Here is a 19,661-nt window from a genome sequence, read left to right as displayed (position 1 = left end):
TAATGGCGATCATAATTAAAAATAAAGCAATCCCGGCAGCCCCTCGGTCAAAGAACTATCCGGTTGCGGTTACTGGTGTCCGTTCTGGTAGCGACAATACTACGACTACATCCGGCGGTGGTTCGGATGTAGTCATTTTAGAAACTGACGATTTACGATCCGCAACCGACAAAAATGTCTTTTCCTCGCTAAGAACCTTGGCCGAGATTCTGTCACGTATCGTCGCGGTAGATGATAATGAAACAGAACCGAGCGACGAGAATTACTTTTCATCTTTGCGGACCTTACAGGAAATAAGCGCCGCTATTGAAAATGTCATCAACCGAGCAAAGACTATGTTTTTAAGTAGTATTGAATCGGATGAAGCCGCAGGAATAATAACCTTTCTGAATGGTTTAAAATCGGACGAAATCGCCTTGTTCTTGAAAGGTGTAGATGTTACCGGAGGTATTTCTACCGACACATTAGTAGCAACTACAATCACGTCGCAATTGCTCAATGTGCTTAATAAAATTACAGCTAAAGACGCAACTTTCTCAGGTGATGTTACCGTTTCGGAAAAAGACGTAACAGTTTCAAAGGGAAATATCAATATATCTAAAGGCAATGCAACCGTTGCGGGAAAAACAACGACTCTTAATTTGCTAGTTCAGGCTTTAGCAGACACTTACAACCTGAATGTTTCGCATGTTGCTACCTTAATGGGTACGATAGTGAAAGACTATGTTTCTTCTGAATCCTTCGTGTCCGGTTTTGCTGGTGAAGGGATGAAGATATACAAGGCTCTCAACGGCGATTGGAATATGGAGATTGATAACCTTACTGTTAGGAAAATCTTTTCTGTATTTGAGTTAGTGGTCCAAAAAATGGTCCATCAAGGCGGCATGGTTATTCGTTCTGCTGCAGGTGGCAAGCTCACAAAAGTAACTGATGGCGGCTCATACTGGAAATGCGAACATGATAGTACTGATGACTTCGTACAAAATGATCAAATCATTTGTCAGTCATTTACCGGAACAAAGATTAAACGTTACTGGCGTTTGATAACTTCCGCCGGAGCAGGATATTTTAATCTTTCTAAAACCGATTGTGAATCTGGAAGCGCAACGCCCGAAGTCGGGGACGACGTAGCCGTATTGGGTAACCGTACCAACGCAGCCCGTCAAAAAGCGCAAATAGATTGCGCCGTCGGTAATACAGCACCATATCGGGACGATTACGACGGAATAAACTCTTATTCGCTCGTAGGTAAACTAATCACCCGCACAGGTAACTTGTCAGGTATAACCGATGCAGTATTCGGCGTATTGTCCGGCTCCGGTCTGTATGCTACAAACGTTTACCTCAAAGGGATGTTTATTCTTCGTTCGGGAAAGTCGGTCGAATCAGAACTTAATGCAGTAAATGCCGTTGCAATAGCTGCTCAGGGTACAGCAGACAATGCGCAAAGTACAGCAAATGCAGCTAAAATGAACGCTCAAACTGCTAATTCATTGCTAACCGACATAGCCTCTGACAGCAAATTAACAGCTACCGAAAAACAGCAGACAAAAAAGGAATGGGATATAATTGTCTCCGAAAAGCCCCTTAATAATGCTTCGGCGGCTAAATTCGGGATAGCTACGACTTCTTATGACGCTGCCTATAATACGCTCAATACCTATATAACGCCGCTACTTGCGTCGCTGAGTACTACCTCTAATATTGTAGGAGCTACCTTCCGTTCTACATTTAAGTCCTACTACGACGCTAGGACTAATCTTCTTAATGCTATATCGGCAAAAGCGAAAGAATTAGCTGATGCAGCGCAGGATAAAGCTAACACAGCGCAAAACAATCTCGATAATTTAAAAATTGGCGGTCGAAATTTACTTGAAAACTCTTCTGTTGAAAGAAAAGGCTCAAACGAGTATTTACATTATGCTAATACGACTAGCTGTTTTGATAAAAACGGTCCGGGATTATATACAATTAGTTTCGACTTAAAGGTAACTAAAGAAGGAGATGTAAATGCCTATTCTAATCCGGGAACACCTGATACTTTTAAATACTTATTTTCCCCTAGTCTCACTATTAAAGCTACAACCGAGTATAAGCGTTACTCTATGACCGTTAATGTGAGATTGAGCAATCCTGATGTAACATGGTCGTCTCTATCTTTTTATGGCACATACGGAACAGCCATTATCCCTACCGTTAAAAACGTAAAGATAGAACTCGGCAACAAAGCGACAGACTGGACGCCCGCACCCGAGGACGTCGATAAAAGAATTACTACTGTCGAAACTAACTTTGAAATCCGCGAAGGACAGATATCATCTAAAGTAAGTGAAGCGACAACGGCAGCAACGAACGCAAAAAAGAGTGAAACGGATGCAAGTACATACGCAACTACAGCCGGACAAAAGGCAACCGCCGCTGGAACATCCGCTACTTCCGCTTCCGGTTCCGCTAGTACTGCATCGGCTAAGGCTGGTGAAGCTTCAACCTCAGCAAACAATGCAAAGAAATCCGCCGATGATGCAGCTGCCAAATTGGTAACTATTACAGAGAAAGAATCTAAAATTAATCAAACGGCAGGAAGCATAACATTACAGGTTACAGAAGTAACGAAGAAAGTAAGTGAAGCGACAACGGCAGCAACGAACGCAAAAAAGAGTGAAACGGATGCAAGTACATACGCAACTACAGCCGGACAAAAGGCAACCGCCGCTGGAACATCCGCTACTTCCGCTTCCGGTTCCGCTAGTACTGCATCGGCTAAGGCTGGTGAAGCTGCTACGTCTGCCACGAATGCCACAACTAAAGCGAATGCCGCCGCATCCTCTGCAACTGCGGCGGCCGGATCAGCAACAAACGCAAAGACTTCTGCCGATAGTGCGGCTGTAATTTTACAAACCGTCACAACAAAACAAAGTGAGATTAACGCGAAAGCGGATCAAATCACACTTAAAGTAACGGAGGTTACAACGAAAACAGCACAGGCTACCAATGCAGCGGAACTGGCTATGGCTATGTCAAAAGGCAAGATGCTATATCGCGATCCTTCGTTTACTAACAGCCATAATGGTATTGGCGTTTACAATAATTCAGGCGGAACAGGTGTGTCTATAAATCGTGTGTCTGGTGTGGCAGGAAATCCTAACGGGTCTGGATATTGTCTCAAAATCACAACTACTGGAACAGCTTCTCCCGGTTTTGGGGGATTTGCCCAACCTCCAGCAGTAAGAGCTAATCAATGTCTTATATACCGCTTTATTGCAAACATACCAGTCGGACGCAGACTAGGTTTTGCAATAAACAGCGCAGGAAGCGGAGTAATAGAAGGTTGGCTTACATCTAACATTGGTACTGGCAAATGGGAAGAATATGTATATAAATTAAAATGTGGATCATCGGGATCATTTTCGACTTGTGGACATTTTTATTTGGTTGATGGTACCGCGCCAATCGCTTCGAGTCCTCTAATATGGTATGTATGTTATGCAACTGTATTCGATATTACCGATGCGGAAGTTGATTATATCGCTGACGCGGCAAATAAGTACACGACTAAAACGACCTACGCCGCCGGGATTAAGGTTTTAAGTGACAGTATAACGTCAAAGGTATCACAATCAGATTTTAATTCGCTCGGAACGAGGGTAAGTAGTGCAGAATCGACAATTTCACAACATACTACTCAGATTTCTTCTAAAGTCGCTCAAGCAACTTTTGATTCACTAGGTAATCGTGTGTCTACTGCTGAAAGTGCTATCCTTCAACAGGCAGGACTAATAGAACAGCGAGTAACAAAAACAGACTATAATAAAATAGGTCGCCTGCTAGCGGTTGGTCATAATACAGATTCGGGAGGTACGTCTTATGTTATGCTGAATGAGACGAGAGTAAATAAAGGCGGAAGAGGTTTTACTTTATGTAAGATTTTAAAGAGTTCCCTCGCTCTTTCTTATGTAGGAGCTTACGATGTATATGCTGGCGGCTCAAACTATACGAACTTTGTCAATGCGCTAAATGCTATCGACGCGAACTCTATTATAGTAGTAATTTCCGATGACGCAATCTCTATTGATACTGCTACCGCTAATGTTCTGGCTAATTACGGTGGTAGTGGTATGACTTGTACGTCTAGTAGACGTTCTTATGTGTTGATCGGACAAAAAGGTATTGGGAAGGGTAACGGACTCGAGCAATGGAAACAATCTTCATCGGGTGGCGTTGCTATATCCGCTAATATTATCAATGGTATAGTTACAGGCTTCTGGGGGGGTGGTAATCTTGTGAGTAAGATAGAAAGTGCAGAAACGAGGATCACACAAACAGAAAAATCCATTGCGTTAAAAGCCAATCAAACAACCGTAGACGGAATCAATACACGTTTGCAATTCGCCGAAGCAAAGATAACCCCTGACGCAATTAAGCTGACTGTAAAAAGTCAAACGGAGACTATTGCGGCGAATGCGGCGAAACGTACTGAGGTGGTTGTCGATGCGACCGGGTTAGACCAAACCAAATATTATCCAGTTACTATCAGCTTGTATACTGGGATACCTACATATACAATAACATTAAGCAGAACGCTAACTAGCAGCTACGGTAAACCAACTTGGAGCACGCATACTAACGGCTTTTCAGTTTTATGCAAATGGAGTACGAACGCTTATGACTGGGGCACAATTGGCATACAAAGAACAATATTGGACCACGCATATAGTCATGCAAGTGTTGTACCCGTAGGCAACATTGGTCAAATGAATAATAGTAGTAATGAGTATATTTATGTACGCGGCGGTTCTAAATATAAAGTAGAAGTAGAAGGTGGCGTCGGAGTTGCGATAATCCTGCGTACATCGGCTTTTACAATTAGTAGTCAAACAATTGATCTTAGAACCGAAGTCTCACCTCCTGTTGTCGATTTAAAGGACCGTCCAACTACCGACACAATCAAATCGCAAATATTACTCGACGGATTCGGAATCTCTGTGTTCGGCAAAAAGATTGATTTTACAGGAAAGGTCACATTTTCGTCAATGGACTCAGCGACACAATCAACAATCAACGGAAAGGCTACTCCAGCTCAAATAGCGACTGCCAAGAATGAAGCTATTTCTGCTGCTGCTATAGACGCTACTACAAAAGCGAATAACGCCAAAAGTGGAGCAATTTCTAGTGCGGCTACAGATGCACAAACTAAGGCTAATTCGGCATTAGTTTCTGCAAAAAACTATACTGACACACTTAAAAACTCTCTAGGCGCGTTGGCGTATGAAAGTATGGTTACAAAGGCAAAATTAGATTCGACAATCATTGAAGGCGGATTTATTAAAACAAGTCTTATCGATGTAGAAACTCTGATTGCTAAAAATTTGGCAGCTACTAAAGGTACGATCGGCGGTTTTAAGATTACGGCTACCTCGATCGGAGCCTCTAGTAACGGAGATAAATTAGTACTAGCGCCTGACGGACTTATGTTAGAATCTACTCAGCAGTATGTTAGTATTGGAAAGGCTGTTCCGGGATCGTCCGGTGTATCTGATTTGGTAGCAGCTTATTTCTCTACAAAAGTACCAACAGGTACTGGGCCTACAAATGGGGCTGGCACTGTAATGATTAACACGTCAGGCGGCCTTACTCAAGTCGGACTATCTATACGTACTGGTAACAGGTCTACCGATTATGCTATAGACTTGACAGGGCGTATTAAAGTAAATGGTTCGATCGGGCTTACCGGAGATGTCAGTATAGCACACTGTTGGCTTAATGGTGCTGCGCGAACAGGCGTTCTACAGTTTAAGGACGGAATATTATACAATATATATTATCTATAATAATTAATAAACCAATGAAAATAGACTTTAGAAAAATTGAAGCAACGGACATCGAAGGGAATAAAAGTACGTTCGATGTGAGCAAAGAGTTAGGTAACACGATCTACAAAAATACTCCTGATTTGGGCGAACTCGATTTTGCTCAAACGATATACAAAGAAGGTGAGGTCGAAGTGGACGAGGAAAAAGCGGCAATCATTCGTAAGTACATGGATGTGGGACAGTTCCTAGCTTTCATCAAGAAAAGCGTATATGAGAAACTAGATAGTATTAACAATCAAAAACAGTAAGATTATGACAACAAGTAAAGTTTTAACAGAGAATTCTAAAACTACACAAGTAGAAGCAATCGCAAGAAGCGGAGAGTATGAGTATCAGGTATCTTACTCCTATAACGGGAATGAATTGCGCCGTTTATCGTGTAATATCAACAAGGTAGATATGAATGAAAATCGTACCTATTCAAGCTATATGTCTTTTGAAAACGGTAATAAGTCGATGAACTTTCCGGCTGATGTGGAAATAGCACCACATGTTGCAATGTTTGATAACATATTGAATGAAGTGAAAGGAGAGCTATCATCTAAGTAAAAAGAAAAACCGTCCTGCTCTCACAAGTGGGACGACTTACAAACATAATACTTGTTAAAGTAACAAAGGTGAGCAAATATAGTAATAAATAATTGATATATAAAAGAAATGAAAGGATTAGATGAATTATTTGTAGTCGCATGGATGTTGTTTGGTATTCTATTAACGCCATTATTTTTTATAGGTTTCGACTTCTGGGCGGGAATCCGAAAGGCAAAACAACGAGGAGAAAAAATCACAAGTGAAGGTTGGCAACGTACAGTTAATAAAATCGCTCGTTATTATAATATGCTTCTTGCGTTGGTTGTTGTGGATTGTATGCAGATTTCCGGGGTGTGGTATTTAGATAATTATTACGACTACCATATACCTATTTTCCCTTTTATAACGATTCTTGGCGCAATGGTAGTCGCGGCAATCGAAGTACGCAGCATATTTGAGAAAGCAGAAGATAAGGCGAAGAAGCAAATATCTGACGTTGCGGTCCTCGCGGCTGAAATTGCTAAACATCGGACCAGTCCTACCGAAATAGCACAGGCTATCGCGGAGTATATGAGTAACAGTAATTTTAAAGGAGAAACGAAATGAAACACTTCACAATTAAAGAACTGTCTCATTCCGACACAGCTATATTAAAAGGAATAGATAATTACCCAACGGCAGAAGCGATCATCAATTTGACAGCGTTAGTAAATAATGTACTGGACCCGTTACGCGAGAGATACGGCAAACCGATTCGGGTTAGCTCTGGTTATCGTAGTGCGATTCTTAATCGAAGCGTAAACGGCGCTACGTCAAGCCAACACAGGCTAGGAGAGGCGGCAGACATAACAGTCGGAAGTAGAGAAGAGAATCGAAAACTATTTGAAATAATTAAAAATGAATTGACCTTTGATCAGTTAATCGACGAAAGGAACTTTTCGTGGGTACATGTATCTTTTAGAGAAGGTCGTAACCGGAAACAAGTTTTGAAATTATGAAGATTCTAATTTATTTTATCGTTCTCCTGATGTCAGGAATATGCTTCACAAGCTGTCGGAGTATTCAATACATTCCGATTGAGACGGTGAAGAAAGATAGTATCTATATCAATAAGATACAGTACGACAGTATCTATCGACGTGATAGCGTCTATGTAGATCGTTCCGGGGACACGATTTATATTTATAAAGATCGTTATCTATATAAATATAAGAATCTGACTGATACGATGTATATAAATCGGGTTGATAGTATTAATGTTCCTTATCCGGTTGAAAAGGCTTTAACCAAATGGCAAAATATTAAGATGGAGTTGGGCGGGTGGGCGTTTGGGCTAGTAATTGCTCTTATTTTAATAATAGTATGGCGAATAGGATGTAGACGTAAATAGGAATAAGAAAGCCCCGCAAAAAATTCAATTGCGGGGCTAGTATCAAATAAAAATGATTTTTTCTCTTATACATTCATTTTGTAAAAAGCATTGATTGCGTTTGTTAAAATGTATTCTAGCTTTTCCCATTTATCAACGTCGTTTACATGGTCTATAATTTTTCTAATTGTTTCATCTGCATGTTTTCTCATAAACTTAACGTAGTTAAATATCGGTCGATTTTTCTTCACAGATTGCCCGGTACAATATTCTAACAACTCTAAAGATATATTTAATTCGTATCCATGTTGGACAAACGATTTCCGGGCTGAATAATACACTACGCGTTTATTTATCCCTAAAATATTTGCAAGTCTTTGAATTTGTTTAGTAACATAATTGCGAAAATTTGCATAAGAATAATTATAATCAAAATTTAATCGCCCCTTTTTATCAATCCAATTTCTTATAATTGACTTCGCTTCATCTGGAATAGTTATACTTATGCGCTTTTCTCCTCTTTTGGTGTGTTTAGTTTTAGCTCTAATATACTCCAATATTTCCATATTTTTAAAATTGGTATTCATTAAGTCTATTAAATTAATCCCTCCTAAATAATATGAGAGAATAAATATATCACGCGCCATTTTTAAAGGCTTTTCTTTAGGATTGCAGTTGCGTATTTTATTGAACTCTTCGATTGTTATATCCAATTCTCTTATTGCTGATTCTGGCATATTATAAAAGGCAAAAGGATCAATCTCATATTTGACAATATTTTCCTTTTTGGCAGCATTAATAATAGCTTTAAAACGCTTCATGTGCATACTAATAGTTGTGTCTCCTAGTCTTTTTTTAGATCGTAGAAACTTTTCAAAATCTATTATAGTATTTGGAGAAAGCGTTTCGAATAACATTACATCTGAAAATTTTTCGCTAAAATATCGTTTTGAAAGTTCATGGAGTCCGGCTGTTCCGTCGCGTCCTTCTTCCCTTAGTTCATCTATATATTCTTGCCAACGTTGAGAAATAGTTGTTCCAGACGATTTATATCGCGAAAGATATTCACGAAGTTGCCCGCATGTATATGCGTCAGTATTGATACGATCTAACGCATTCTGATATTCGTCTAATAATGTTCTAAGTTTTTTATTGATAATAACTGCGTCGTCTCTACCTACTACGCGCCCATTTTTAAACTGTTTTATGTTCTGTACTATGAAACGCGTTGCGATGTAACGTGTTTCGTGTTTGTGGTTAATTGCCACTCTGATTTTGTGTGTTCCGTCTACTAAGACCTTCGCCGGAACAACGGCTAAAGATAGTGAAATCATAATGTAAAAATTTCTTTGGACAAGCATCCGACAAGCATAAAAGCTCAAATTTGAGACAAAATACGCTTTTTTTTGAAATTCTTACTTTTTTGTCGAGGTTCTGAAACCCTTTATTAATCGATGTTTCAGCCTTAGAAAGGTAGTGGAGCGTACGAGACTCGAACTCGTCACCTCAACACTGCCAGTGTTACGCTCTAGCCAGATGAGCTAACGCCCCAATATTTTATTTAATGGTAACGTTTGTAAACGGACCATTTTTGTTCGCGCAAATATAATGCAATATTCTGAAATAATTGCTATGTTTGCGGAAATAATACTTTAAACAAGAAATATGCTGATTTATAATACAACTTTTCAGGTGGACGACGCTGTACACGATAATTTTCTGATTTGGATAAAGGAAAGCTATATTCCCAAAATAGAACAATATGGAACATTGAAATCACCCCGGCTCTGCCGTATATTGAGCCATCGCGATGATGGAAGTGCTTTTTCTTTGCAGTGGGAAGTAGAAAGTAGCGAATTATTGCATCGTTGGCATTTGGAACAGGGAGTGCGTTTAAATGAAGAACTAACAAAAATATTCGAAGATAAAGTAATTGGATTTCCAACATTGATGGAGGTTATAGAGTGATTCAACCGGTAAAAGAAAAAATTATTCTGGGAATTGATCCTGGTACGACAATTATGGGTTACGGGGTTCTCCGAGTGAATGGAACTAAACCAGAAATGATTGCGATGGGGATTATTGATTTGCGTAAATTTGCGAATCACTATTTAAAACTTCGTCATATTCATGAGCGGGTATTGAGTATTATAGAGAGCTATCTGCCTGATGAACTGGCTATCGAGGCTCCATTTTTTGGCAAGAATGTGCAGTCGATGCTGAAATTAGGACGTGCGCAGGGGGTTGCGATGGCAGTGGCATTAAGTCGGGATATACCAATCACCGAATATGCTCCTTTGAAAATTAAGATGGCTATCACTGGAAACGGACAAGCATCAAAGGAGCAGGTAGCAGATATGTTACAACGGATGTTGCATTTCTCAAAAGATGATATGCCTACTTTTATGGATGCAACGGATGGATTGGCAGCAGCCTATTGTCACTTTCTGCAAATGGGACGTCCGGTGTTGGAAAAAGGATATAGTGGTTGGAAAGATTTTATGTCGAAGAATCCGGATCGAGTGAAATAAATTATAGGTTGTAAAGTCGTAATCATGGGGAAAGATGAAGATAGGGACGAATTATTTGGCAATATTTGGAGTAACTGCTGTGGCAACAGTAATGAGTTGTTCTTCTGTGAAAAAGGAATATACTTCTTTTGAATTGTATCCGGTTCGTGTGGGAAGTCTGATCGAAATGGAATATGCTCCGACGGTAACTAAATTTATGCTTTGGTCACCTACGGCAGATGAGGTACGTCTGATGCTTTATGATGCAGGTGAAGGTGGACATGCTTGCGAAACAGTTAAAATGTTGCCAGGTGAAGATGGTACCTGGTCGGCGATAGTAGATAAAGACCTACTCGGGAAGTTTTACACCTTTAACGTGAAAATCAATGATAAATGGCAGGGTGATACACCCGGAATCAATGCCCGTGCTGTCGGTGTCAATGGTAAACGTGCTGCTGTTATCGATTCGGATTCAACAAATCCCGAAGGCTGGGAGAGTGATCTGCGGCCTCCTTTGAAGTCTCCCGCCGATATTGTCATTTATGAAATGCATCATCGTGATTTTTCTGTAGATTCTACTTCCGGTGTGAAGAACAAAGGGAAATATCTTGCACTAACCGAACATGGTACGATGAATTCCGATAAACTGCTCACTGGTATCGATCATTTGATTGAGTTGGGAGTGACTCATGTACATTTGCTCCCTTCGTTCGATTATGCTTCAGTAGATGAGACAAGGTTGGATGAAAATGTATATAATTGGGGATATGACCCACAAAATTATAATGTGCCGGATGGTTCTTATTCAACTGATCCTTATAAGCCCGTTACCCGCATAAAGGAATTTAAGCAAATGGTACAAACATTGCATAAAGCTGGTATCCGTGTGATTATGGATGTGGTGTACAATCATACTTTTAATACAGAGGACAGTAACTTTGAGCGTACTGTTCCCGGCTATTTCTATAGGCATAAAGAAGACGGGACATTGGCGAATGGTTCCGGTTGTGGCAACGAGACGGTCAGCGAACGTCCGATGATGCGTAAATTTATGATAGAATCCATACTTTATTGGGCAAAAGAATATCATATAGATGGTTTCCGTTTCGATCTGATGGGTATTCATGATATTGAAACCATGAACGCGATTCGTGAAGCTGTGAATACAGTCGATCCTACTATTGCCTTGTATGGTGAAGGATGGGCTGCCGAATCTCCTCAGTATCCAGTGGATTCGTTAGCAATGAAAGCCAATATGTCTCGTATGCCGGGTATTGCAGCTTTCTCTGATGAATTGCGTGACGGATTGTGCGGACCTGTGAGCGCAAAAGATAAAGGTGCATTTCTTGCCGGTGTTCCGGGTGGAGAAATGAGTTTGAAATTTGGTATTGTTGGGGCGATAGAACATCCGCAAATATATTATGATTCGGTGAATTACAGTCATAAAGCATGGGCGAAACAACCGACCCAGATGATCAGTTATGTATCTTGTCATGACGGATTATGCCTGGTAGACCGTCTAAAGGCCAGTTTGCCGGGGATTACTCTTGAACAACTGATCCGTCTTGATAAGTTAGCTCAAACAGTTGTTTTCACTTCTCAAGGTATTCCTTTTATTTATGCCGGAGAAGAAATCATGCGTGATAAACAGGGAGTGGACAATAGCTATAAAAGCCCCGATGCTGTAAATGCTATTGATTGGGGACGTAAAACTACGAACGGAGATATTTTTATGTATTATAAGCGTTTGATTGATCTTCGTAAGTCTCATCCGGCTTTCCGTATGGGAGATGCGGAAATAGTTCGGAAACACCTTGAGTTTCTTCCGGTAGAAGGAAGTAACTTGGTCGCTTTCTGCCTGAAGGATCATGCTAACGGCGATAGTTGGGGAGATATTATCGTTGCATTTAACTCTCGTTCCACACCTGCGCGGTTAATGGTACCTGCAGGAAAATACACAATAGTGTGTAAGGATGGTGTGATTGATGTTCGCGGATTAGGGATCCAAACCGGATCGGAAGTCATCATTCCAGCTCAATCTGCGTTGATAATGTATAAATAAAGCTTGTAATTAATCAAATTGTTCGTAAAATCTCTCATTCTGTTGTAAAATAGTTACCTTTGTGCCCGATTATTAAAACAGGATAAAGGTATTATGAAGCAAAATACATTTAGCATAGTGGGTGGGGTAGCACGTAATCCGCTAGTGCGTTTGGCACAACCTGTCACGGTTGATATTGCAGCAGACGAACATATAGCTATTGTGGGACCTAATGGTGGAGGCAAAAGTCTTTTTGTTGATACATTAACGGGTAAATATCCATTGCGTGAGGGAACTTTGAAATACGATTTTTCTCCTTCTGCTACTCAGACTGTTTATGATAATGTAAAATACATTGCTTTTCGTGATACCTATGGGGCTGCCGATGCCAATTATTACTATCAACAACGTTGGAATGCCCATGACCAGGATGAAACTCCTGCGGTAAATGAAATGCTGGGAGAAATCAAAGATGAGCAGTTGAAACAGGAACTTTTTGAACTTTTCCGTATTGAACCTATGCTTGAAAAGAAAATAATCCTTCTCTCAAGTGGTGAACTCAGAAAATTTCAATTGACAAAAACTCTTCTAACAGCTCCTCGTGTACTGATTATGGATAATCCATTTATTGGTTTGGATGCACCTACCCGCGAACTTCTTTTCTCTTTGCTCGACCGTTTGACAAAGATGTCTTCCGTTCAGATTATTCTGGTACTATCCATGTTGGACGACATTCCTTCATTTATCACCCATATAATTCCAATAGATAAAATGACCATATATCCAAAAATGGAGAGAGAAACCTATCTTGAAGCTTTTCGTGCCAAGGATATGCCCGTTTCTTTTGATGAGTTGCAGCAACGTATCATTGATTTGCCTTATGATGGGAATAACTATGACTCTGATGAGGTGGTGAAACTTAATAAAGTCAGTATTCGTTATGGTGACCGTACGATTCTGAAAGAATTGGATTGGACAGTTTGTCGTGGTGAGAAATGGGCATTGAGTGGTGAAAATGGAGCAGGGAAATCCACTTTGCTAAGTTTGGTTTGTGCTGATAATCCTCAATCATATGCTTGTGATGTCAGTCTGTTTGGACGGAAAAGAGGTACAGGAGAAAGTATTTGGGAAATAAAGAAACATATTGGTTATGTGAGTCCTGAAATGCACCGTGCCTATCTTAAAAACCTTCCGGCCATTGAGATTGTAGCCAGTGGTCTGCATGATAGTATTGGCTTGTATAAGCGTCCCCAACCTGAGCAGATGGCTATCTGCGAATGGTGGATGGATGTATTCGGTATTGCAAAGTTGAAAGACATACCTTTCCTGCAACTCTCCAGTGGAGAACAGCGTTTGGCTTTATTGGCGCGTGCTTTTGTAAAAGACCCTGAATTGCTGATTTTAGATGAACCACTTCATGGACTGGATACATATAATCGGCGTCGTGTGAAAAAGATTATTGAAGCTTTTTGTCGTCGTAGAGATAAAACGATGATTATGGTAACTCATTATGAATCTGAATTACCGAATACTATCACGAATCGTATTTTCTTAAAAAGAAATTAATAAGGATTTTTGTTTCTTATTCACCCTCTTTTTTAGCTATAAGAAGCTGAATCCAGAATTTAGAACCAACGCCTACTTCCGACTCCACACCAATGGTTCCATGGAGTCGGTCTATAATATTTTTCAAATAGACAATCCCAGGCTGTGAATTGGTAGCATGATTTACTTGTATTCTCAAAACTCTGATAAATATACCAAAGAGGATAAGACACCCTCCAAACAATACCAGAATGTACCAAACAACTTTGCTTATTTTCGGCGATTCATACACTCCGAACCACTTATAATAAATCTTATCATATTCACCATCTATTTTCATCTGATAGATCGTAGCATTCAGCATATAAAGCAAATCCTCATTATTGGTATTCACCACTACGGAATATCTTTCGGGATCAATATCGGTAAGATGTACCAAAAGTTTGTCATATTTACCTTTCCTTACAAAATAAAAAGAAGAAATATCGAACGAAAGTACTGCATCATATTTACCCGATGCCAATAACTTAATCGCTTCTGCTATATTTTCAACGGTAATGATTTTATCCGTAAGACCTGTTGACGTAGATACTCATGTGCCCTGTCTTTATACTGTACAATAATCGTTTTCCCTTTTAGCTGGTCCAGATTTGCATAGTCATTGTCTTTACGACATACGATGTTGTAAGAAATCATACAATGAGGTATTCCAAATTTTACATTACCTGCTTTCTCTTTGGAATAAATCATACCTATAGCTAAATCAATCTGCTTACTGTTCAACTCATTTTGTACTTTTCCCCAGTCTTCCAGTGCTAATTTATACTTTATATCCAACCGGTCCATCATGGCACGAAACAATTCGACACAAAAACCGTCAGGTTCTCCTTTTTCGTTTAGAAACTCGAAAGGAGCAAATTGCATATCTCCTTTGGCAATAATCACCCTGTTTTTGAAAGATATTTTCTCCTTGCTGAGTTGCGATGAAGCTTTCAGTGCAAACAGAGATAAGAAAAGAAACGAAATTAACTTTAAATTGCGCATACATCAATAAAATAAGTCCGGCAAATCTTATATAGCTAAAATCTAACGGAAAACTACGTTTGTTTGTGTAACTCAACACACTGCTTTTATAAAGTAGTATGCTCTGCTTGTGAAAAACAAAGTTACACAAATATATTCATTCGTTGAACTTCTTAATCATTTTTTAGTCTGAAAAATATTTTATTTTTTCAGACTAAAACTATAAGATATAAATAAAAAGTTTTATATTTGAATTTTCATTAACAGATGGATACTTAAAACAATACATATTGTTTGTTTGAAAAATAAAACACATTATATCACTATTTTTTTTACATGAAAAAGCACATTCTTTTTTTTATACTATCAGTTTTGATCGTGAGTTGTAAGCCGACTAAACAATTAACAAAGTATGTAAATCCCTTTTTAGGAACCGCTACTCTTTGGGAACCGGAAGATTTGGGATATGTTCGTAAAATGAAGCAACGTACGTGGGGAGCCGAGGTCTTTCCCGGAGCCTCGTTGCCTAATGCAATGGTGCAGTTAAGTCCCATCACTCAATTCCGCAGTGGAGCCGGATATCAATACGAAGATACAGTAATCTACGGATTCTCTCATACCAACAAAGGACATTGGAACCTGTTACATGTCCCTTTGCTGCCTGTAACCGGTGAAATCTCTCCGAGTGATTATTGCTCCGGATACAGTCACCGGAACGAATCGGCCCATCCCGGTTATTATCAGGTGTTTCTTGAAAGATATAATGTCAATGCCGAACTTACTTCTACACTGCGTTGTGCTTACCACAAATATACTTTCCGAAAAGGTGATGATAAGAGACTGTTGGCGGATATGATAAGGTCGAACAATCGGGTAAGTGACTGGGCGATTCAGAAGGAGGGTGACAACATTTTTACAGGTTCTCAGAATGGAGAGGGAAGAATATACTTCTATGCTGTTTCAAATTACAATATAAAAAATATTGAACAGGTTAAGGATGATAAACATGAAGTGTCTCTGATTAATTTTCTGAACAATAAAGGTTTGGAATCTTTGGAGATTAAAATTGGCTTTTCTTTTGTAAGCATAAAAAATGCGAAGATGAATCTGGAAAAAGAAATGATCGACAAATCGTTTACTCAGGTTTGTAAAGAAGCTGATCGTGTTTGGCAAAAACAATTGTCTAAAATAATTGTAAAGGGTGGTAGTGAACGCGAGAAAGGAATTTTTTATTCTTGTCTGTATCGCTCATTTCTATGGCCGGTGCTACGGAGTGATGTGAATGGAGAATATACTGATTCCAAAGGGGAAGTAGTGAATGGAGGATTTAATAATTACACGGATCCTTCTTTTTGGGATGACTATCGCAACAAACTGGTGCTGCTAGAAATGCTCTCGCCTGATGTAACAATAGACATTATAAAATCTATCACTGACCGGGGAGAGAAAAAAAATGGATATATGCCTACCTTTTTCCATGGCGATCACGCCTCTGCATTTGTTGCAGGTAGTTATCTTCGCGGACTTCGGGGGTTTGATCCAGAACGAGCTTATAAACTTCTGTTGAAGAATGCCACTGTTTCCGGTCGTGGAGGCAGACCTTATCTAGATGAATACATTCGTCAAGGCTGGATTGCAGAAAAAGACACAACGAATGTTCCTACTTGGGATGAGTATAAAGCCGCTGTTACAAAAACCGTAGAATATGCCTATGACGACTATGCTACTGCGTTATTGGCAAAAGAGTTGGGTGATGAAGGGAACTATAAACTTCTGATGGCGCGTTCCAAAAACTATAAAAATCTGTTCGATCCTAGTACCGGATTTTGGAGAGGACGCATTGCCAACGGAGAATGGATTAAAGATTTTGATCCTTATTATCCTTATTATGCGTATATGTATCGAGAGGCAAATGCTTGGCAGTCTTTGTTCTTCGCTCCTCACGATCCGGAAGGAATGCTTGCTCTCTATCCAAGTAAACAAGCCGTGGAAATGAAACTCGACTCTCTTTTCTCCGAACCTTGGCGAGGATATGAAGCTCATAACATGACGGGATTTATCGGGAATTATTGTCATGGCAATCAACCCGATCACAGTGTACCATATACTTATTACTTCATTGGAAAGCAGGAAAAAGCACAATGCGTGCTTGACAGTATTATGGATCGCTTCTACGACATGGGAGCTGATAAACTGGCTTATTCCGGTATGGATGATGCAGGAGAAATGTCATCTTGGTATGTATTCAACGCTATCGGCTTATACACTTATTCACCCGCCGATCCTGAATATATGGTAACCGTTCCTTTATTTGATGAGGTTACATTTACTTTAGGTGACGGCACTCCTTTTTCAATCCGTAAGCAAGGAAAAGGGAAAAAGATAACTGATATCACCTATGATGGGAAAAAGATAGATGGATGGTTCATTTCACACGATCTACTCAAAGAAGGAAAAGAGTTGATTATCCGGACAGAATAAAAATACTCTGAATTGATTGGAAGGATTATCGGATTTTTAGAATACGAAAATATTTAATACATCGATTATGAAAAACAGATTACTTTATCTATTATCGTTTTTGGTTATTACTCTTGCTGCACACGGACAGGCTCAACAGGGTAAAAAAGGGTTTCTTTCTTTTGACGGAGTGCGGATTCATGAACTTTCCGACCGTGGTCTGCAAAGATTTAAAATGGCATGGGCAAGTGATGATCCGGAAACTCAGGTCGATTCACAAACTTTATATGGTAATCAACCTTCCTTGTTTATTCGGTCGGTACAGGGAAAAGGTGCCAAGGTGCAGTTTCATTTCTCAAACCGAGATATCGTGGGAAAGACTATAGTTTTTAGCGGTAAGTATAAATGCGCCCAGGCACGTAATGCTAAAGTCCGGTTTGCAATTGGTCTTGACACTTTTTTGAATACCTTCGAAAATGAGAGTACCGAAGTAGAGTGTAACGGAGATCAGGACTGGAAAAGCTTTTCGGTGGAGATGCCACTTACACGTACATCGTTTTTCTTCTTCCGTTTGATGACTTCAGGTGATATGAAACTTTGGATGAGTGACTGCCAGGTATTGATAGACGGACAGTCACTGGATATTTTGGTCGATTCTTCTGTTGAAGTGGACAAAGATACGGAATTTATGAGTGATTCTCGTGTAGCTCTTACTGAACCTATAGAGCAAGTAAAGGAGAATCTAGTCGTATTGGGAAAGGTGTGGGGATTTCTCAAATATTATCATCCTCAGGTAGTGATCGGAAAATATAACTGGGACTTTGAATTATTCAGAGTATTACCCGAGATTGGGCGTGCTCGCAATAAAGAGGAGCGAAACCGTGCTTTGAGTAAATGGATAGACAAGTATGGAGAAATTATAGAAACCGAAGATTATACGGTAAAAGATTCTACTCAATATCATCGGTTTGCTTATTTGCAGTGGTTGGAAGATCCCACGCTTTTCGATAAAGAACTATCTGATAAACTGGTAAAGATAAAAAATGCCAAACGTAATGGCGTACTTAATTACTATCTTCCTCCTTTGTCATGGAAAGAAGAAGTGGAGTTTCGCAGAGAGAAAGTTTATCCGGGGATAAGTTGGAAAGATCAGGGCTTTCGACTTCTCACACTTTATCGGTTGTGGAATGCTGTCGAATATGGCTTTCCATATGTCAATCTTACTGATCATGCCTGGTCTACACTTTTAGAAAAATATCTTCCGGAATTTTATAATCCCATGTCGGGAAATGAATTGTATCTTTCTATACAAAAGTTATTGGCGGAAATCAATGATTCGCACGGAACGTATGAACTTTCGGTAAAAGATTCTGGAATGCGTGGGCTTCCTTTGGGAATAACAATTACTGAGGATGGTAACTATGCTGTAGAATCTACCCATTTGAAGGAAATAGACAGAGGAGCTGTTATCAAAGCTGTAAACGATAAATCTGTTCAGGAACTTATGGAAGGGTTCCGTCCGATCATAGCTTCTTCGAATGAAAGCACCTTTAAAAGAGATGTGGCTCGTAGAATGTTCTTGACCAAAGCAGAGGAAGAAACGGTTACAATAAAAGTAGGGAGTAAGACTTCTAAAATAAAAGTTCCTACTCAGGTTTATACCATGCCGGAAGTGGTAGAACGTAAAAAGCCGGAAGAGTATGATTTGGATTCGAAGGATATTATCTATATTAATGTTGCACAAATAAGTGCAGATAGACTGAATGCACTGATGTCCCGTCGCATAAATTCAAAAGGGCTTATATTAGATATGAGGCAATATCCACAACTGTATACAAAGGATATTCTTGAAAAATATCTTTATCCTAAACCGGTTCCATATATGTGGTTTTCCATGAACTCAAAAAAATATCCGGGTAATTATTTTCTGGATATAAAAGGAAATGTTGGTCCGAAAGAGAATCCCGATTACTTTAAAGGCAAGATTGCTATTTTGGTAAATGAAGGAACACAGAGTTTCGGAGAATTATCTTCCATTGCTTATCGGGCGGCTCCACGCAGTGCAGTCATTGGGACTCAAACAGCCGGAGCTAACGGACATATAGGTTATCTCTTTCTTCCTTATGGTATAAAAATCAATTATACAATGGCTGGTGCTTTCTATCCCAATTGGGGAATGAATCAACGTGTAGGAGTGAAGATAGATATTCCTGTAAAACAGACGGTGGATGATGTGAAATATGGAGAAGATATGTGGATTAAAAAGGCGATAGAGTATATACTGAACGAAAGGTAATACAAATTAAAGGTAG

15 protein-coding genes and 1 tRNA gene are annotated in these 19,661 nt (G+C 39.6%); 12 read left to right on the top strand and 4 right to left on the bottom strand.

The window, feature by feature from the left end; translation table 11 throughout:
• Positions 1–2: 2 nt before the first annotated feature.
• The 6 genes from PHO71_RS10295 to PHO71_RS10270 all read left to right on the top strand — a co-directional run bounded on the left by PHO71_RS10295 (position 3) and on the right by PHO71_RS10270 (position 7,791).
• Complete coding sequence (locus PHO71_RS10295; RefSeq protein ID WP_300202671.1) at positions 3–5,828, top strand: interleukin-like EMT inducer domain-containing protein; 5,826 nt, start codon at positions 3–5, stop codon at positions 5,826–5,828.
• Positions 5,829–5,842: 14 nt separating this feature from the next.
• Positions 5,843–6,118 (top strand): hypothetical protein, encoded by a 276-nt coding sequence (locus tag PHO71_RS10290; protein ID WP_300202669.1) that lies wholly within the window; start codon positions 5,843–5,845, stop codon positions 6,116–6,118.
• A 4-nt stretch (positions 6,119–6,122) separates the two neighbouring features.
• Complete coding sequence (locus PHO71_RS10285; protein WP_300202666.1) at positions 6,123–6,419, top strand: hypothetical protein; 297 nt, start codon at positions 6,123–6,125, stop codon at positions 6,417–6,419.
• 108 nt (positions 6,420–6,527) lie between these two features.
• Entirely contained in the window at positions 6,528–7,007 is a 480-nt protein-coding gene (locus PHO71_RS10280) for a hypothetical protein (RefSeq protein WP_300202663.1), read from the top strand.
• Positions 7,004–7,399: a D-Ala-D-Ala carboxypeptidase family metallohydrolase gene (locus tag PHO71_RS10275; protein WP_300202660.1), complete on the top strand. Its 396-nt coding sequence runs from the start codon at positions 7,004–7,006 to the stop codon at positions 7,397–7,399. Before PHO71_RS10280 ends, PHO71_RS10275 begins: the two co-directional genes overlap by 4 nt.
• The gene (locus PHO71_RS10270) at positions 7,396–7,791 is read left to right on the top strand and encodes a hypothetical protein (RefSeq protein WP_300202657.1); all 396 of its coding nucleotides are present in this window, start codon (positions 7,396–7,398) and stop codon (positions 7,789–7,791) included. Before PHO71_RS10275 ends, PHO71_RS10270 begins: the two co-directional genes overlap by 4 nt.
• A gap of 65 nt (positions 7,792–7,856) precedes the next feature.
• On the opposite strand, the gene PHO71_RS10265 is transcribed toward PHO71_RS10270, so the two are convergent.
• Both PHO71_RS10265 and PHO71_RS10260 read right to left on the bottom strand, forming a co-directional pair.
• Positions 7,857–9,104: a site-specific integrase gene (locus tag PHO71_RS10265; protein WP_300202654.1), complete on the bottom strand. Its 1,248-nt coding sequence runs from the start codon at positions 9,102–9,104 to the stop codon at positions 7,857–7,859.
• Between the two features lie 143 nt (positions 9,105–9,247).
• Positions 9,248–9,321: transfer RNA gene (locus PHO71_RS10260), tRNA-Ala, on the bottom strand.
• Between the two features lie 114 nt (positions 9,322–9,435).
• On the opposite strand from PHO71_RS10260, the gene PHO71_RS10255 reads away from it, so the two are divergent.
• The 4 genes from PHO71_RS10255 to PHO71_RS10240 all read left to right on the top strand — a co-directional run bounded on the left by PHO71_RS10255 (position 9,436) and on the right by PHO71_RS10240 (position 13,887).
• Positions 9,436–9,738: a DUF4286 family protein gene (locus PHO71_RS10255; RefSeq protein WP_300202651.1), complete on the top strand. Its 303-nt coding sequence runs from the start codon at positions 9,436–9,438 to the stop codon at positions 9,736–9,738.
• Positions 9,735–10,301 (top strand): crossover junction endodeoxyribonuclease RuvC, encoded by a 567-nt coding sequence (gene ruvC, locus PHO71_RS10250; RefSeq protein WP_300202648.1) that lies wholly within the window; start codon positions 9,735–9,737, stop codon positions 10,299–10,301. The genes PHO71_RS10255 and ruvC overlap by 4 nt, the downstream gene beginning before the upstream one ends.
• Before the next feature lie 34 nt (positions 10,302–10,335).
• Positions 10,336–12,342: a type I pullulanase gene (pulA, locus tag PHO71_RS10245; RefSeq protein WP_300202645.1), complete on the top strand. Its 2,007-nt coding sequence runs from the start codon at positions 10,336–10,338 to the stop codon at positions 12,340–12,342.
• Between the two features lie 93 nt (positions 12,343–12,435).
• The gene (locus tag PHO71_RS10240; protein WP_300202642.1) at positions 12,436–13,887 is read left to right on the top strand and encodes an ATP-binding cassette domain-containing protein; all 1,452 of its coding nucleotides are present in this window, start codon (positions 12,436–12,438) and stop codon (positions 13,885–13,887) included.
• Positions 13,888–13,903: 16 nt separating this feature from the next.
• On the opposite strand, the gene PHO71_RS10235 is transcribed toward PHO71_RS10240, so the two are convergent.
• Together PHO71_RS10235 and PHO71_RS10230 are read right to left on the bottom strand one after the other, a co-directional pair.
• Positions 13,904–14,389 (bottom strand): transporter substrate-binding domain-containing protein, encoded by a 486-nt coding sequence (locus PHO71_RS10235; protein WP_300202639.1) that lies wholly within the window; start codon positions 14,387–14,389, stop codon positions 13,904–13,906.
• 17 nt (positions 14,390–14,406) lie between these two features.
• Positions 14,407–14,910 (bottom strand): transporter substrate-binding domain-containing protein, encoded by a 504-nt coding sequence (locus tag PHO71_RS10230; protein ID WP_300202636.1) that lies wholly within the window; start codon positions 14,908–14,910, stop codon positions 14,407–14,409.
• A gap of 315 nt (positions 14,911–15,225) precedes the next feature.
• On the opposite strand from PHO71_RS10230, the gene PHO71_RS10225 reads away from it, so the two are divergent.
• Both PHO71_RS10225 and PHO71_RS10220 read left to right on the top strand, forming a co-directional pair.
• Positions 15,226–17,370: a GH92 family glycosyl hydrolase gene (locus PHO71_RS10225; RefSeq protein ID WP_300202633.1), complete on the top strand. Its 2,145-nt coding sequence runs from the start codon at positions 15,226–15,228 to the stop codon at positions 17,368–17,370.
• Positions 17,371–17,437: 67 nt separating this feature from the next.
• On the top strand, positions 17,438–19,645 hold the full coding sequence (locus tag PHO71_RS10220; RefSeq protein WP_300202630.1) for a S41 family peptidase: 2,208 nt from the start codon (positions 17,438–17,440) through the stop codon (positions 19,643–19,645).
• The last annotated feature ends 16 nt before the right edge of the window (positions 19,646–19,661 follow it).

Origin of the sequence: Bacteroides sp. (genome assembly GCF_028690125.1) — a bacterium.
GTDB lineage: Bacteria > Bacteroidota > Bacteroidia > Bacteroidales > Bacteroidaceae > Bacteroides.
Note: the sequence above shows the minus strand (reverse complement) of the source record. Positions and strands in the feature narration are given on the sequence as shown.